Here is a 14,484-nt window from a genome sequence, read left to right on the forward strand (position 1 = left end):
TCGCAGGTCAGAGGATATTTCCGGGTTGGAAGTGGCTCCCGGATGACACGCGCCTGACCTGCGTAAACGTAATCATGACGTGATCGTGTGGTACCTCGGGTACCACGTGCGCCGAGTCAACCGGATCATCTAGTCCACCCCCCCTTGACACTTGCCGTCTAGACGGGATAGACTTACACTATGAAACGCCAAGCAGTGATGAAGGAACTCCGCAAGATCGCCAAGAACGCGGGCGCGGAGATGGAGGTCTCCGAAGGAGGTAGCCACACCATCGTCACTATCGGCGACCGCCGCACCACCGTGCCGCGACACAACGAGATCAACGAACTGACCGCGAAGGGCATCCTTCGCCACATGAAGGGAGATCGGTGACTATGGCCGACACCCATGCCATCGCCCGCCGGTCCGGGGACTGGTGGGCCGTCGAGGTGCCCTCAATCCCCGGGCTCTACACCCAAGTGCGCCGACTTGAGCAGGTCGCAGACGCAGTACAGGGTGCCGCCACCGACCTCGGAACGCCCGTCGGCGCTGTCACTGTCGAGGCCGATATCTCCGATGCCGACCGCGAAGCACTCGCCGACGTCCGGTCGCACCTGCGCCGCCTCGAGGAGATTCAGCGCGAGACTGCCAGCGAATCCCGGAGAGTAGCACTACGATTCCGCGAGCAGGGACTCTCGGTACGAGATGTTGGCTACCTGATGCAGGTCTCACCACAGCGCGTCTCGCAGCTGACCGCCGCGTCGGGCGACGACTGACCCCTCGGTAGATTCCAGATACACGAGGTATGTCCCCCGACCGAAGGAATCCGACAGCTCCGTGTCGCGGTCCGACATATCGGGCTCTAGGATCTGCCAGTGCCGAAGAAGCGTCGCACCCAACTCATCCTCGCCGGAATCGGCGTTATCCTGCTGCTCGCCCTGATCGGGTCGTGCCTCCCTGATGCACCGACTCCGAAGGTTGCCGCCACCGGCACGACCACCACGTCGCGGTTGTTCAACGCGCCAACGACCACGAGTTCGGCGACATCGACCGTGGCGGCCGACCTGCCCTCGGTCCCACTCGGAACGCCGCAGAAGATCAGCGGCCACAACGAGGACGGCAGCAGCTTCGCGGCGACGGTCACCGCGACCGCTGTCACGCGCACCTCGGACTATCACCTCGTTGTCGACGCCACGATCGACATCACGAGCGGTGTCCTCATTCCGGGATACACCGCCTGGACGCTGGTCACAGCCGGTGGGCAGGACACCCCGCTGTCGACCTACGGCGATGGCGGGTTCGGGGAGCGACTGTCGGGCAGCGTACGAGGTCGACTCGATGCGTCGCTGTCCACCCAAGCGCAGCCGTCGCAGATCCGCTTCGCGTCCGGTGCCAAAGCGGGCGGAGAGAGCCCGAACCGCGCCGCAGTGTGGACGGTCACCGAGGTCGCCACATCGGTGACCACTACCCCGGTAACGCCGGGTGGTGACGGCAGCGGCGGGACGACGAACTACTACAACATCCCGAACCCCAACCTCCCAAACGTTCATCCATGCCGCCACACGAGGTGGTGTTGAGAGGAGATCCACGCGCGCTACCGCACTCGCGCGTCCCGGACGAGGGCCAATAGGGCGTGGGCGCAGATGGCAAGGGTGAGCGCGTCGAGGTCCGTGGGCACCCCCGGACCCGGAGCTCGAAAGCCTGGCTGTGGAGATCGACGAGGTGATGTACGGGCGGCGGCGGGAGATGCCGGGGCTGGTGGAGCGGATAGCCGAGGTGTTGGGGGACGACTGCAGGCCGTGCAGTCGGCACGGGACGCGGGAATGAGCTGGGACTACATCGGTGATGCGCTCGGTATCGCACGTCAGAATGCGTACCGGCGATTTGCGCACCGGGTCACCACGCCAGTGACGACGAAGCGGTCTCGCTGAGGGAGCAAAAACGAAGCCGCCCCCGATCCGTGTGGACCGGGGGCGGCTGTCTTGCATGATCAGCGAGCGGGTTTGCGGCGCGCTTCGGCGACCGCCCAAACCGTGATCCCGGCCCATGCCGCCCAGACGGCGAGTACTGCGGGGCTGTAGGCCGCCGCAGTGACGACGGCCAGGACGCCGGCAGTGGCCACGCTCGCCTGGATTCCTCGATCTCGGATCATTCTCATACCTGTTCACCAGTGGGATAGTGGTCGGTGGGACCGGGGGTACCTTGCATACCCCCGGTCCCCTCACGCTACTCGCGGTCCCGGTTCTGCCAGACCGACACGGCCTGCAGGACTGCCGAGATTGTCGCGATGATGAGCGCGAGATCGACCTTGTCCACTAGCTTTCACCTCCTCTCTTGCAGTTGTTGCGTCCCCGACACCTATTAATATACCCGTTCCGGACGGCATTGTCCACTCTTCAGTCTGTTATGAAACAGCCTTTCTCGATGTTGACCTACCCGTTGGGAACGGGTATATTTAGAGGTGTCAGAGAGAGCAACACCCACCAAGGAGACACCATGACCGCCAGCACACTCGCCCTCCAGCTCAACATCGACGCCGAGGACTTCGACCTCGAGGCTGCACTCGCAGACATCAACAGCAGCTTCGGGCCCCTCGGCCGGCACCACCGCCTCGACGACGAGGAGCAGGAGATAGCCTGGGAGATCATCGACAGCCACCGGGTCTGAGAACTACGAAAGCCGCCCCACTCACCAGGAGTGGGGCGGCTTCGATCCTCGGGCACAAGGGAGCTGACTTGTCAGAGAGAGCGCCCGCCCGAGGTGGGCGTCATCGTATCGTGCAACCGTCGGCAACGGGTAAATTCGGAACCGGTCATGCGGTCAACCAGGGAGCAACGAAATGCTGCGCATGTGGAACTTGAACCAGGCTGCGGCCGAAGTCGGCGTCGGCAAGGGCTCCGACCTCGGCAAGTACACCACCCTTCCCGCGCCCGACGTCGTGGCCGGCGTCCCCGACGACTGGCAGCCGGGTGACCCGATGCCGCGGGGTGCGGTGCGACTGTGGGCACCCGACACCATCCGTGCGTGGGCCGCGAGCCGGGCAACTACGCCTGGGCGGCCACGGAAGACCGAGGGGGCCTGACGCTACTCAACGCCGTCGAAGACGAGGGTGGGTGTGACGTCGATAGTGAAGGCCTGAGAGCCGTCGCTGACGGTCGCGGTCAACGGTTTCAGATCGACCCGTCGGAGCCGTGTGGTGCCGTTGTGGATGCCGTAGTGGCTGATGACCGCGCCGTTGGCGACGGTGCCGCCGGGGACGGTGATCGTCACCTTCGACCCGATCTTGGTCGCCACGCGCGCGCCGCCGGTCCCGGAGAGGGCGGCGGCACCCCAGGTGGTGTCGGCGTAGATGACGCTGCCGCTGGTGGGGCCGACGCGGGAGCCGTCGGACAGGTAAAGGCCGATCCGGTTGCCGAGCGCGGCGAGCGCATCGGCACCACCGGTGAGGTAGTCATCGTCGTAGATGTTGGACATCTCAGTTCTGTTCCTTCCGCGTGGTGATCCGACCGCCCGTTCCGTCGGGTGTGCTGATGCAGGTGATGTTCTCGGTGAGGGTGTAGCGGTCGGCGTCGTGAGCGATCAGTTCGTCGGCCTGGAACTCGAATGCTGGTGCGTTGCCGTCGAAGAACGGTTCGTAGTCGTAGGCGATGTGCACCGCGACAGCGAGCATCCCCTCCTGCTCGGACGGGTTGACCGAGTACACGTAGGTGCCCAGCGGGACGTAGTAGGGCACGCCGGGGGCGGTGGTGATGGTGGTGTCGGCGTCGACCATCGTTGTCATTGGTAGCTCCTGATCCATGCTCGTCCGAGTGCGCCTGCCGCACCACGGGTCCGGGTCGTGAAGTATCCGCCATTACCGCCCGCGCCCGCGCCGCCGGGAGCGGTGCCTGCGGTGCCGCTGCTGGCCCCGCCAGTGCCGCCGGAGTAGGTAACGCCGGTACGGGTGTGATCGCCGGGCGCGCCGCCGGCCTGGGTGCTGACGGTCCCTGTCCCGCCGGCCGCGCTGTAGGTGGTGCCGTTGATGGTAGCGGTGGTGGCCGTTCCAGGGTTGGGAGCGGCAAGGTCGGAGTTGGCGGCCTGCGCACCTCCGGCGCCGACGGTCACCGACAACGTCCGCACCGTCCACGGGATGTCGACGCCGCGGTGCAGTGTCAGCGACAGCCACGACCCAGGCTGTCCACCTTTGCCCGCCTGCCCATTCGCACCTGATCCGGTCTGTCCGGACGCGCCGCCACCGAGGAGCACGACGTCGAGGTAGGTGCACCACACGGGGATGGTGAAGGTGCTCGTCGCCGCGGTGCTGTAGGTGGCGGTGACAGCGGCCTGCGGTGAGAACCCGCCCACGCCGACGTCGGTGGTCGCGCCGCCCTCGGCGCCCGCAAGCCGTAGAGCGGCCGACACCCCGCGGTCACCCGCTGCGGGGCGGTCGGCGCCGGACGACGCGACAGCAACCAACCCGGCATCGCGAGCCGCCGCGGTCTCACGTGCCTGCACGCCGAGTCGGCCGACGTCGCGGGCTGTGGCGATCTCTTGGCCGGCGGTGCGCGGCAGGATGATTCCCCGATCACACGGTGTCGCACGGTCGGCACCGATCAGCGCGAGCACACCGACGAGGCCTCGTTCGGTCGTCGCTACGATCTCGCGGCCACCCGTGCGTGGCGCGGTAGCTCCCCAGTCGAGCACGGTGCCGATGTCGTCACCGACAGCCTGCGGCACCCATAGCCACCCGCGCCGGGACTCGACGGCCACCGGGTCAGGGCCGTCGACAGTCCATCCCTGGCGGGTGAGGGCGGTAATGGTCGGGCCGTCAGGAGACCAGGTCATCGCATACCCTGGATCGACGATGCCCCCGCGCAGGTGCGAACTGCCGGGGGCGTGAACGACCGGAAAGGGGTCGATAGATCAGATGATAGTCACGGGAGCATTCTTCGCCGAGGCAGCCAGCGTTGCCGACAACAAGTTGTACGTCCTTGGCGGAGCATTGACACGGTGGCATGTCGGCGATGACCGCATGATCAGTCCAGTTCTCGTTGTCCTTACGCAGAGCGAACCCAACGACAATCAGACCACTTTGCCCATCGACGTCCACTTCGGAACCGACCCCAACGTCATGCATCTCGACCTCGAAATTCCCGAGGTAACCAGGACCGGACAAGACGGCGGATTCTTCCTGACCAATGTGCGTATGCAGCTTCCCTACGACGGTCGCTACGTTTTCCAGATCGCGGGAACCGTATCGCTTCCGATTGCGGTGGTGGCCCAACGGTAGTTCCCCCGCCGCCTGACTGCAGTGGTGTGATCTCGACCGAGCCGATCCAGGTCATTCCCGCCTCCTTTCCTTATGAGTCACGATGCCGCTGGCATCGTGCCGACACCCATCCACGGGAGCGCGCCGTTGTTGGCAGACAGGCCAGAGAGAGCCACGCTCGTCGGCAGAGCCGATTGGCCCGAAAGCTGATAGAACGGCGCGGCCAGCAGCTCCGAGGATGGGTCGACGAGGCCTGGCTGCCACAACCCGGCGATGGGTCGAGTGCTAGTCAGCGCGTTCGCGTTCTGCAGCTGCGCCGCGAACAGGATCTCACCCGGGGTGAGGTTGGCCAGAGTGGTGCCCATGTCGAATGCGTGCAGCTTCGAGGCGGTCGTGATAGCACTCTTCTGGTCGCCACCGTCGTAGATCTTGTACAGATTCCCGTCGTTCGGGTTGTACTTGTAGAGCCCGACGTACCAGTAGTCAATCGAGAACAGAGACCATCCGGACGCTCCGGTGATCAGCTTGAGGTAGCGAGGGCGGCAGTACCGGTCGACCACCAAAGGCACGAAACCGATCACGCCTTTGCTCGGTGAGAGCGTCGGCATCTCGTTGCCCGGATTGTAAGAGTGTGAGTGCGCTGTGTGCGAGTGCGCGGTATCGCCGCAAGACATCGCTCCAGCCGCCCCGGTCGTCCCCCCCGAAACGCCAAGTCCGAGGAGTACCCGAGGGAACGAGGCAATGTCGTTGGTGGACAGCGAGACCCATTGCTGAGTGACCGATACCGCCTGTAGCTGCTCACGGAGGTCGACCACGCCCGCCTGCGCCGCATCGGCCGTCGACTTCACCCCAAAGACGGCGTTGAACAGCGACGTCAAGGGGTTCGACCCGACCGCATCGCCGTTCGCGCCCTTCAAGATCGCGTCAATGATGTTGTCGGACTTGGCTGCCGCGTCCGACTTCCACCCCGTCAACGCAGCGATCCAGTCCTTGATGCCCTGCACAATCCCATTGACCGGGGTGACCGCCGCTCCCGCGAAAAGGTCCCCGATCTGGGTGAGCATCGTCTGCAACGATCCGACCACCGCGCCAGTGAGATTCGGCAACGGAGAACCCACCGTGCCGCCGCCGAGAATCGTCTTGAGCTGCGCGCCGAACGCCAATGCGTCGGCGATCGCATCCTCGATCGACGCCCGCGCCTGCCCGGTGATCTTCTCGATCAGCGACTTGATCCAGCCCAACGCTGCGTTCACGTCCGCGCCCAGCTGAGATAGCGCACCCTCAAGCCCGGAGATGAAACTCGGCGGCAGCGACGTCGCAACCTTGCGCAGCGTGACGTCATCCCACCACACCTGCCCGGATGTGCCCGCGGCCTCGCCGGTCACCCGGACCCTCACCCCATCCACACCCGCAGGCACAGTCCACGGACCCGACACCGTAGTACCCGTCATGTCCGTACCCGCCGTGATACCACCGACCACCACCTCAGCCTGAGCGGCCACACCAGCAAAAGGCATCACCACGAGCTGAGCCACATTGCCCGACCCGGCCGCAGACTGTTTACGCGCGAGACCAGACACGGTGAGTGGCTGACCCTCGGCTACCGCCACCAGCTCCGACGTGAGGACATGCCGCTGCCCATCGAGCGTGAACCGCGACGATCCACCGCCGACCGTCGCATCCCACACAGGGTTCCCGCCACCGTCCATCGTCTCCGCCGTGGCGAAGTCACCGAACCCCGACAACAGGTTCGGGCCAGGGGCGTTCGTGATAGCCCCCACGGGCATCTGCGGGATACGCGACCAGTCGATGAGGCCAGTCAGACCACCACGCAACGCCGACACGATCGTCTGGATCGCTGTCAATGCAGGATCGGTGCCGGTGTAATGAGGCGAGAAGATCCCCGAACGAGGCTTGGATTCCCTCGATTGCATCGCCAGCAAGGTCCTCCAGTGGACCGAGGTCACCCTGGAATGCCGAGACAATCGGATTGATCCACTCGAAAGCCGCGGCAACGGGCGCACCTATCCCGTCAAAGTGCGGCGCCCACTTGCCCGACAGGAATGCATCCCAATCTTCCTTGGTCCACGAAGAGAACTCAGACAGGCCGGACGTCGCACCGTTCGCCGCATTCGCTACCAGCGCATACGGATTCGAGATAGGTTGAGACGGAATCTGCGGTGACGTCATGCGGCCACCAGCTCTCGCACCGCATCACGGGCTGCCTCGACATAGGTCCGCCCGTCCGCCAGCTTCTCCGAGCCGTACACGATGTGCCGAGAGTCGCCCGCGCGCAGGTACTTCCACAGCCAGGCGATCGTATAACCCGCATCCCACAGCATGCGGGGCTGAACGGGTTGCTGGTGACCAGTGACCGCGTTCGCGAACAGGCGCATCCCGTTGTCGCCAGGGCACGAGGTAATCGGGTCGTCGGGGATCGCGAAGCTGTACAGCGGAATACCGGAGATCAGCCGCTCCCCTGCCACGCCCCACCGGTCCCTCGGGACCGGGTTCGCGCACTGGCTGCGCGACCGCAAAGGGTCGGCCAGTAGCACGATCCCGAGGCAATGCTTGGGCTGCTCGAGCATCACGAAGTCGCCGAGGGCTGCGGCACCCAGCGAGTAGCCCACACCCACCCACGGCTCGCCCTGAGCGTCGACAGACCGCAACGCTGCACGACACTGGGCCACCGACGTCGAATACGACTGCGTGCCCAGCGGTGCGATCTCCGCGCGGTACGGCAACGCCTCACCGTCGATCGGAGCGAGCATGCCGCCCGACATCGCTTCGCCTGTGCCGCGAACCTTGATCACCCGAGTCATCGACGATCCCTTCGCTGCATCTGGAGCAAGAGCTTGATCATGACGAGAGTCCCGAAGATGCCGAGCGTGTAGGCGATTGGCCTGACGACATCGCGCCCGTAGTAGCTCGAATCGGTGAGCAGGGTGACCGATACCTGCGTGAGTGCGATGCTCGTGCACCCGAAAGAGGTGAAGAGGATTTGGCCTGGGGTGGATGCGCGCCAGCGGGACCGCAGTCCATAGAGGACGGTGAGCCCGATCTGGAGAATGGTCCACGCGAAGATGGCGTAGTCCCCCGGATCGAGGTCGGACAGTGTCACGGTTTTCTCCTCATGCTCTTGGTGATGGCCTCGGCGAAATGGTTGCGGCGCTCAGCGTCTCGCGACTGGGCCAGGAGGTCAGCCGCTTCGGCGCGGCGGGCGTCGACCTCAACCCGATCGCGGCGCACCTGCTCGGTCGCAGCCTCCCAGGCCGACCTCCGCTTCTCGGCGTCCACGACCACGGGGTCAACGGTCGGCGGCGGCGGGTGACGTCGCCCCCACATCACACGTCACCCGCCTCGGTCACCTGATGCAGCGCTGCGGCCACGCGCACCTGGAGGCGCTGCGCCTCGCCGAAGTCGCTGATGCTGTCAGCCTGGGCGCGAATCGTGTGCCCCTGCTCGATCGTCAGCTCACTTGCCGCGTCGAGCGCTTTGGCCTGTGCGGCGATCCGCTGATCCAGCTCGACGAGCCACCGATCGACGGTTCCCTTGGGGAGCAGGTCACCTTTGACAATCGCGCGAATCACCAGCCCCAGCACCGATATCAGCAGCAGGGCCAGCACACCGACGACATAGAGGGCCACGTTGTCGGTGATCGGCGGACCGGTGATCACCGCACCAGACTCGCGCTGTCCGCGTCGCCTCGTCCGCTCGACACGATCGACGTCAGGAGCGACACTCCTGTGGCGACGCCGACGATCCCGACGCCCGCCTCCCAGTCGATGTTCGCCAGCGGGGTTGCCGTCAGTACACCGATCGCCGATTGCGCTGCGGTCTTGACCGCGCGCTCAGCGGCGTCGCGCCAGAAGGTTTTGGACCACATGGCGGTTACTTCTTCGCTGCGGGGTCGTAGCAGCCTTCGACGCCAGCCTCGGCGCAGAGGGCAGCGAGGGCGTCCACAAGGGTGCGGTTGCCCAGTTGCGGCCATCCGGGGTACTGGCCCTTGTCGCGGCCGCCGGTGAGCTGCTGGCGCACGTCCTTCACATCCGAGCCGATGGGCCCGTTGAAGTCGGCGGTGAACTTGTTGATTGCATCGACATCACTCATGCCGAGTCCTCCTTGATTGAGTGCCATTCCGATCACCTCGGGGAGCACGTAATTGACTCCGGGATCGGTATGGTCCGATTCCCCGAAGGCTTTGGAGATATCCGCGTGGGTGCAGATACCCCGTCGTCGTGCGCGCAGATCAGCCGGGCCGATCCGCACCAACGGGATGTTGTGCATCTGGGACCAGTAGGCGATCCTCATTGCCGCTGTGCGCATCTGGTCGCCGTACCCCACCCATCGACTGCGCGGCCATGCCGCACGGCCCGCCACGCAGATATGGAGGCCTCGTGCGTTGCCTGTGCGCATCGCTGCCCACGCCTGCATGTTGTCAGGCACCATGCGGTACTCGTCCCCGTTGATGTCCACCAGGTCGTGATACGAGCCGTTCTCCTGTGATTCCATCCAGTTGATCGCGGCCATGGCGGTATCCGACTCGGTGGAGTGGAAGGCGATGAACTCCGGATTGACCAGTGGCTTATCCCATAGGTGGGCGCCCGTCCGTTGGTAGAACGTCATCGTTTCATCAGCTCCGCGACAGCTTCGGCAACTGTACGGCCGCCGAGTTGTGGCCAGCGGCCAGCGATCTGGGCGAGCACATCCTTGGCGTCCGATCCGATGGCCGACATGAACGCCGAGGTGAATCCCGTGACGTCGGTGACTTTCAGGCCTGTCGGCAGATTCGGGTAGGTGTAGCCTTTGCCAGCGATCAGCGACATGCATTGCTCGACGGTGATCCAGTACGTTTTGGGCTGGAACCCGCTGTCGGCCACAAACACCCACCGGTGTGCGTCGTCGTACCCAGCAGCCAGCGTGTAGTGATAGACCGTGCCGCCGCCGTAACTCGGGGAGCGTGATCCGCCCACCCCGCGCGGGTAGTTGTTCGGCGGCGCAATCCAGTTCATCGCCACCGCGTAGCCCGCGTTCACCGAGCGCACGAGACGACCCCAGAAGTCATTCACCTGCGCGGGGGTCGGTGGATCGTTAAGCACCCACTGTGTCAGGTGGTCGATGCCCAGGTGGTTGCCGAGCGCCCGATCCAGGTAGGCGATACTGTCGGTGCCGTTCACGGTGGTGCCAAGCTCGCGCGCCAACTGCGACTCCGGCACCACCCGCTGCGTCTTCGCCCAGATCGCATTCTGTGTCGTCGCCGGACCGCAGTTGTACCCGGTCTCTTGTGTCACGATCCCGGCATTCACCGGGAGAGTTCTGACTGTCATGACTTCTTCTTCCGTCGATTACTGCGCGACTTGGCCACCCGCTCGACCGGCGAGCCTGCCAGGGTGTCAGTAGCGGCTCGCTCGGCGATCGTCTGATCCATAGCCGCAGACTCAGCCTGGGCGGCACGCTTCACTCGCCACGCCTGACGCTGCTGCCGAGTCGCGTTCTCCGGCGGCAGCTCTCCCGCCTCACGCTTGGCCGCTACCGCAGCGAGGAACTGCTCGCGCTGCTCCACCGCCAGACGCTTCGCCCGCTCCTCGTAAGTCTCGGGTACGTCGTCGACGTCATACACCCACTCCCCGGCAGCCTTTGACTTGTCCAGCGAGTCACCGGGCACGTAGTGCTTGATCGGGTCGGCGCACGCCCGCACCCCGGTCTCCACCAGATGTCGCGCCACCTCCACCCAGTAGTCCGGACCCATCAGCAGCGGCGCACCCACCACGGCAGGCAGGCCGACGAATAACGCCGAGACCTTCTCGATCTCGGCGTCACGCTCATCCTCGGTCATATCGACCCACTGCTTGCACTCACACATCGGCTACCACACGCCCAATTCGCTTGCGGCCTTAGCCATGTTGTTGATCTCCTTCATCAGTCGAGCGATCGGGTCCTCGTCTTCCTTGCGCCCAAACTCCAGCTCCCACAGCGCAAAATCCTTGGCCGACCAGTCGAATGTCGCTTTCATCACACGCTGCACATGGGTCTCGCCGGTCAGGTCGCCGGTCACCTCGAAGCTGCCGCGGTCACCCTTGTAGACGTGACCCGACCCCGGCCAACCCACCACATAAGGTCCGGCCGCATCGAAGGTTACGGTGCCGTTCTTCTTGCGGTCAGTCGCAACAATCCCCGACCGGATCGCCATCACCGACGACAGTGTGTACGCCTTGCCTGGTAGATCGAGGTGATACTCCAGATAGTGCGAACTACCGGACTGGGCAATACGATTCACGAGTTTCGTCGACATCCACGCCGCAACAGTGTCGGTGTAGAACGGCTTCAGAACGGCATCGATCGCGCCGCCCTGGGCGCCGATGCCGTAGCCGTTGATGTTGAGGTTGCTCGTCACGAGATCGCCGATGGTTTGCACCCCGGCAGAGATCGTCTCGTTCACTCCCGGCGCCGACTGCCCACCGCAATTGATGATCACACCCTTCGCGGGCGTCGTCGTGAACTCAGTCTCTATGCCCGAATCCGCTGGAAAGTGGACCAGCGGATAGCCTTTCGGCGTGTGGAACATGTCCGCCAACTGCGACGCCAGCCACGACGGCTGACCGGTCAACTCGTCCAGCGTGTCCTCGATGAAGTCGGCGCCGATCTCACGGACGGTGCGCGTTAGGCCGTCGAACCAGGTGCCGCCGTTTGCCGCGCCCTCCATCTGCCCGGACTTGTCCACAATGTCGATAACCAGTGCGCCGTCCTTGATGTCGGCGCCCGGCCACGGCTCCGGATCACCGTGGCGGTATCTGCGGGTCACCACCGACAGCTCGGCGTCCTTCATGATCATCTCGGCGACGTCGTGCCACTTCTGCCAGCGACTCATCACCAGGCACCATGTCGTGCCCGCCGCCACATCCTCGAGGAAAGAGGTCGGCTTGATCACGATGTCCCAGTTCGACATGTCGAGTCCGTCGAGCCATGAAATCGGGTTCATCGGATCGTCAGGGATCTGCCACAGCGACGAATAGATGCGCAGCAAGTTGAGGAAGAGGCTCGTCTTGAGCGCCCAGATCGCGGGGCCGGCGAGAAGGAAGATGCGCGGGAACTGGAAGATTGCAGGCAGGAACGGGTTGCTCCACAGGTCAACCCATTTCAGATTCTCGTAGTCGGTGAGGAAGACAACATGCAGGGTGCGTTGACCCTTCGCGTCCTTCTTGACCTTCTTCGACTCGTAGCGGCCGGTGACGCGCACGCCGTTGTGCTCGACGTCGATGTGGAACAGTTCGCCCTCGCCGCGCGCCATCCGGCCACGATCGTCGTGCATCCACTGTGCGACCGGGTGTGAGAACGGTAGCTCTAGCTCGATCTGTCCGGTGTCGTTCTCCGGGTCCTCGACATGAACCGAGATGCAGTCAAGGAGAAGGTGGTGGAGGTGCTGATTGCCGTCGAAGATGAACAGGCCGGGCGGCGTCTGCTGCATACGCCGTAGCCGCAGTTCCTCGGCCTCGGTAGCGGCCCAGATGGCCTCGCACTGTTCTTCGAGAGTGAGGCCATCCAGCGTCGCGGTACTCACATCAACTCCAGCCCGAGCGGCCGTGACCACAACCTGGGCTGATGGCACTCGATCCGGCAGCCGTTCGCCGCGCCCGTGTAGGAGATTGGCAGCTCGGTCGGCGGCGTGTACGGCGGGATGTCGAAGCGAATCCAGTTGCCCAGCATCCGCACCAGAAAGTTGCTGCCAGTGAAGGTTTGAGCGTGCAACTTGCGGCGCTCACGAGTGATCCGGACACCCTGATCGTCGGCGGTGATCTGCGGCAACGGGACCGTGCGCGTCGGATAGTCGCCACCGGGGACGCGTGCAGTCTTCGGACCCACCCACGACGGATCTGGCAACGTGACGATCGCACCCACGCCAGCGATCACCCACGTGTGCCGCATCGGCATATCCGTCGGATTGCTGACTGAGATAGTGCCCGACTTCGATGCCGTCGTGCCCTCGAACACCGTGACCTCTTTGCCGCTGTCCCACAACGGCATACCGGCCCGCAGCATGTACGTCATGTCATAGAACCGACGAGTGTAGGGATCACGCTCCGTCTTCAGCTCCGGCGTCTCCTTAAGCACCACATCCGACAGCCACCGCAACCCCGACAGATCCGAGGTCACCTCAACCTTGGCCGTCGTCGGACTGGGGTCCCACGGGTCCGGTCGTGTCGCGAACTCGGCACGGAAATCTGACTCCAAACGACCAGCGATCGGAGTGCCAGCAAGCTCATCAGACATGTAGAAGCCGAGCCTCAGGTCACGCGGCAGATAGCGCTCACCGGCGAACACCGAACCCATCTCGGTATCGTCAATCCACTCCGTCTCCAACGGCGAATCAATCAGCCCGTCGACACCACCCTCAGCGAGAGTGATCCCAGGTGCCCGATCGCCACCATGGACCAGCCAACGCGTCATCCCCACCAGCGCGATATTCAGACCCGTGCTCATCGCCCACCCTTCGCCGCGGCGATACGCGCATGCTGCCGACGCTGCAACGTGCGGTTGTATTCCTTCTCATCCCGGAAAGTGGTGGTACCCGGCTCGATCGACAGCACCGCGCCGATCAACTGATCGAGCTTCGCAATGATCTGATCGGAGCCGACGCCCGCCTGGAAGTTGCGGTTCACCATCTGCTCGAAGGCCTCGGTCTGCCGCGGCGACAAAACTCGCTCGGGGCGCAACACATTCTTGGCCATCAAGCCGGTACCGATTCCCACTCCACCGGCGTCGTACCAGTTATTGGCCTCGTGATGAGCGCGAGCGGCTTCCGGATCGCCATACCGGTCGCCGACATACTTGTCATAGACCTCGGCCTGCTCCTTCGGGTCCGTGGTAGTCGGCGACTTACCCGCCGCCTGGTACACCTCGGCGCCCGCCTGGATTAGACCGAAGTACTTGCCGTTACGGGCATCCGGCTTCCACGAGGACTCCCTATTCACGATCCAGTCGGTGTCTGTCCACGGCTGACCCGTCCGCCACGCCTCACGCAGCCCCGACCGGAACGCATCCTTGATCTGGTTACCAGTCGACGCCAACGCCGCCGCAGCACCACCCGCACCACCAAGATCCTGACCCGGCGCCGGCTTCGACGTACCCGGATCGGTAATCGCGCCCTGCTGGTCCGCAGCACTATTCGCCGAATTGGCCGTCTTAGCCTCGATCCACCGATCCGGCCTTCTGGAGCGTGGTGAATGGTGTTGAGCACCTTCGTTTGGGTGGTGGGCGTG

At 64.5% G+C, this 14,484-nt stretch carries 22 protein-coding genes; 6 read left to right on the plus strand and 16 right to left on the minus strand.

The features are described from left to right. The first annotated feature begins 180 nt into the window (after positions 1-180). From EF294_RS15555 to EF294_RS15565, 3 genes are all read left to right on the plus strand, one after another. Positions 181-372 carry a type II toxin-antitoxin system HicA family toxin gene (locus EF294_RS15555; RefSeq protein WP_123931678.1) on the plus strand — a complete coding sequence of 64 codons (192 nt, stop codon included), beginning with the start codon at positions 181-183 and terminating at the stop codon, positions 370-372. Positions 373-374: 2 nt separating this feature from the next. Beyond that, on the plus strand, positions 375-755 hold the full coding sequence (locus EF294_RS15560) for an XRE family transcriptional regulator (RefSeq protein WP_123931680.1): 381 nt from the start codon (positions 375-377) through the stop codon (positions 753-755). Between the two features lie 99 nt (positions 756-854). Next, the gene (locus EF294_RS15565) at positions 855-1,556 is read left to right on the plus strand and encodes a hypothetical protein (protein ID WP_123931682.1); all 702 of its coding nucleotides are present in this window, start codon (positions 855-857) and stop codon (positions 1,554-1,556) included. 413 nt (positions 1,557-1,969) lie between these two features. Here EF294_RS15565 and EF294_RS21500 read toward each other — a convergent pair whose 3' ends face one another. Beyond that, on the minus strand, positions 1,970-2,131 hold the full coding sequence (locus EF294_RS21500) for a hypothetical protein (protein WP_185091108.1): 162 nt from the start codon (positions 2,129-2,131) through the stop codon (positions 1,970-1,972). A 344-nt stretch (positions 2,132-2,475) separates the two neighbouring features. On the opposite strand from EF294_RS21500, the gene EF294_RS21505 reads away from it, so the two are divergent. Continuing rightward, a complete protein-coding gene (locus EF294_RS21505) occupies positions 2,476-2,646 on the plus strand; it encodes a hypothetical protein (RefSeq protein WP_185091109.1) in 171 nt (56 codons plus the stop codon). A gap of 172 nt (positions 2,647-2,818) precedes the next feature. Further along, positions 2,819-3,061, plus strand: a complete 243-nt coding sequence (locus tag EF294_RS15570; RefSeq protein WP_123931684.1) for a hypothetical protein — start codon at positions 2,819-2,821, stop codon at positions 3,059-3,061. 2 nt (positions 3,062-3,063) lie between these two features. Here EF294_RS15570 and EF294_RS15575 read toward each other — a convergent pair whose 3' ends face one another. The 3 genes from EF294_RS15575 to EF294_RS15585 are packed head-to-tail and all read right to left on the minus strand — an operon-like array spanning position 3,064 to position 4,803. Then, complete coding sequence (locus EF294_RS15575; protein WP_123931686.1) at positions 3,064-3,453, minus strand: hypothetical protein; 390 nt, start codon at positions 3,451-3,453, stop codon at positions 3,064-3,066. Position 3,454: 1 nt separating this feature from the next. Beyond that, positions 3,455-3,760 carry a DUF7233 domain-containing protein gene (locus EF294_RS15580; protein ID WP_123931688.1) on the minus strand — a complete coding sequence of 102 codons (306 nt, stop codon included), beginning with the start codon at positions 3,758-3,760 and terminating at the stop codon, positions 3,455-3,457. Continuing rightward, positions 3,757-4,803, minus strand: a complete 1,047-nt coding sequence (locus tag EF294_RS15585; protein ID WP_123931690.1) for a glycine-rich domain-containing protein — start codon at positions 4,801-4,803, stop codon at positions 3,757-3,759. Before EF294_RS15585 ends, EF294_RS15580 begins: the two co-directional genes overlap by 4 nt. Positions 4,804-4,885: 82 nt before the next feature. On the opposite strand from EF294_RS15585, the gene EF294_RS15590 reads away from it, so the two are divergent. Next, positions 4,886-5,248, plus strand: coding sequence for a hypothetical protein (locus tag EF294_RS15590; protein ID WP_123931692.1), 363 nt, complete (start codon positions 4,886-4,888; stop codon positions 5,246-5,248). A 77-nt stretch (positions 5,249-5,325) separates the two neighbouring features. On the opposite strand, the gene EF294_RS15595 is transcribed toward EF294_RS15590, so the two are convergent. From EF294_RS15595 to EF294_RS15650, 12 genes are all read right to left on the minus strand, one after another. Then, positions 5,326-7,161: a hypothetical protein gene (locus EF294_RS15595; protein WP_123931694.1), complete on the minus strand. Its 1,836-nt coding sequence runs from the start codon at positions 7,159-7,161 to the stop codon at positions 5,326-5,328. Positions 7,162-7,413: 252 nt separating this feature from the next. Next, the gene (locus EF294_RS15600) at positions 7,414-8,049 is read right to left on the minus strand and encodes a hypothetical protein (protein WP_123931696.1); all 636 of its coding nucleotides are present in this window, start codon (positions 8,047-8,049) and stop codon (positions 7,414-7,416) included. Then, positions 8,046-8,348, minus strand: a complete 303-nt coding sequence (locus tag EF294_RS15605) for a putative phage holin (RefSeq protein ID WP_123931698.1) — start codon at positions 8,346-8,348, stop codon at positions 8,046-8,048. The genes EF294_RS15600 and EF294_RS15605 overlap by 4 nt, the downstream gene beginning before the upstream one ends. Beyond that, a complete protein-coding gene (locus EF294_RS15610) occupies positions 8,345-8,530 on the minus strand; it encodes a DUF7620 family protein (protein ID WP_123931699.1) in 186 nt (61 codons plus the stop codon). The genes EF294_RS15605 and EF294_RS15610 overlap by 4 nt, the downstream gene beginning before the upstream one ends. 41 nt (positions 8,531-8,571) lie before the next feature. Beyond that, positions 8,572-8,904, minus strand: coding sequence for a hypothetical protein (locus EF294_RS15615; protein WP_123931701.1), 333 nt, complete (start codon positions 8,902-8,904; stop codon positions 8,572-8,574). After that, positions 8,901-9,113 (minus strand): holin, encoded by a 213-nt coding sequence (locus tag EF294_RS15620; protein ID WP_123931703.1) that lies wholly within the window; start codon positions 9,111-9,113, stop codon positions 8,901-8,903. The genes EF294_RS15615 and EF294_RS15620 overlap by 4 nt, the downstream gene beginning before the upstream one ends. Before the next feature lie 5 nt (positions 9,114-9,118). Continuing rightward, positions 9,119-9,853 (minus strand): peptidoglycan recognition protein family protein, encoded by a 735-nt coding sequence (locus EF294_RS15625; RefSeq protein WP_185091110.1) that lies wholly within the window; start codon positions 9,851-9,853, stop codon positions 9,119-9,121. Beyond that, a complete protein-coding gene (locus EF294_RS15630) occupies positions 9,850-10,554 on the minus strand; it encodes a C39 family peptidase (protein WP_123931707.1) in 705 nt (234 codons plus the stop codon). Before EF294_RS15630 ends, EF294_RS15625 begins: the two co-directional genes overlap by 4 nt. Beyond that, on the minus strand, positions 10,551-11,063 hold the full coding sequence (locus tag EF294_RS15635; protein WP_185091111.1) for a phage gene 29 protein family protein: 513 nt from the start codon (positions 11,061-11,063) through the stop codon (positions 10,551-10,553). The genes EF294_RS15630 and EF294_RS15635 overlap by 4 nt, the downstream gene beginning before the upstream one ends. A gap of 30 nt (positions 11,064-11,093) precedes the next feature. Next, complete coding sequence (locus EF294_RS15640) at positions 11,094-12,785, minus strand: Gp37-like protein (protein WP_123931710.1); 1,692 nt, start codon at positions 12,783-12,785, stop codon at positions 11,094-11,096. Next, entirely contained in the window at positions 12,782-13,705 is a 924-nt protein-coding gene (locus EF294_RS15645) for a hypothetical protein (RefSeq protein WP_123931712.1), read from the minus strand. Before EF294_RS15645 ends, EF294_RS15640 begins: the two co-directional genes overlap by 4 nt. After that, a partial coding sequence (locus EF294_RS15650) for an aggregation-promoting factor C-terminal-like domain-containing protein (RefSeq protein WP_342774352.1) occupies positions 13,702-14,484 on the minus strand: 783 nt, incomplete at its 5' end. The genes EF294_RS15650 and EF294_RS15645, both read right to left, overlap by 4 nt.

Origin of the sequence: Gordonia oryzae, from assembly GCF_003797185.1 — a bacterium.
Lineage (GTDB): Bacteria > Actinomycetota > Actinomycetes > Mycobacteriales > Mycobacteriaceae > Gordonia > Gordonia oryzae.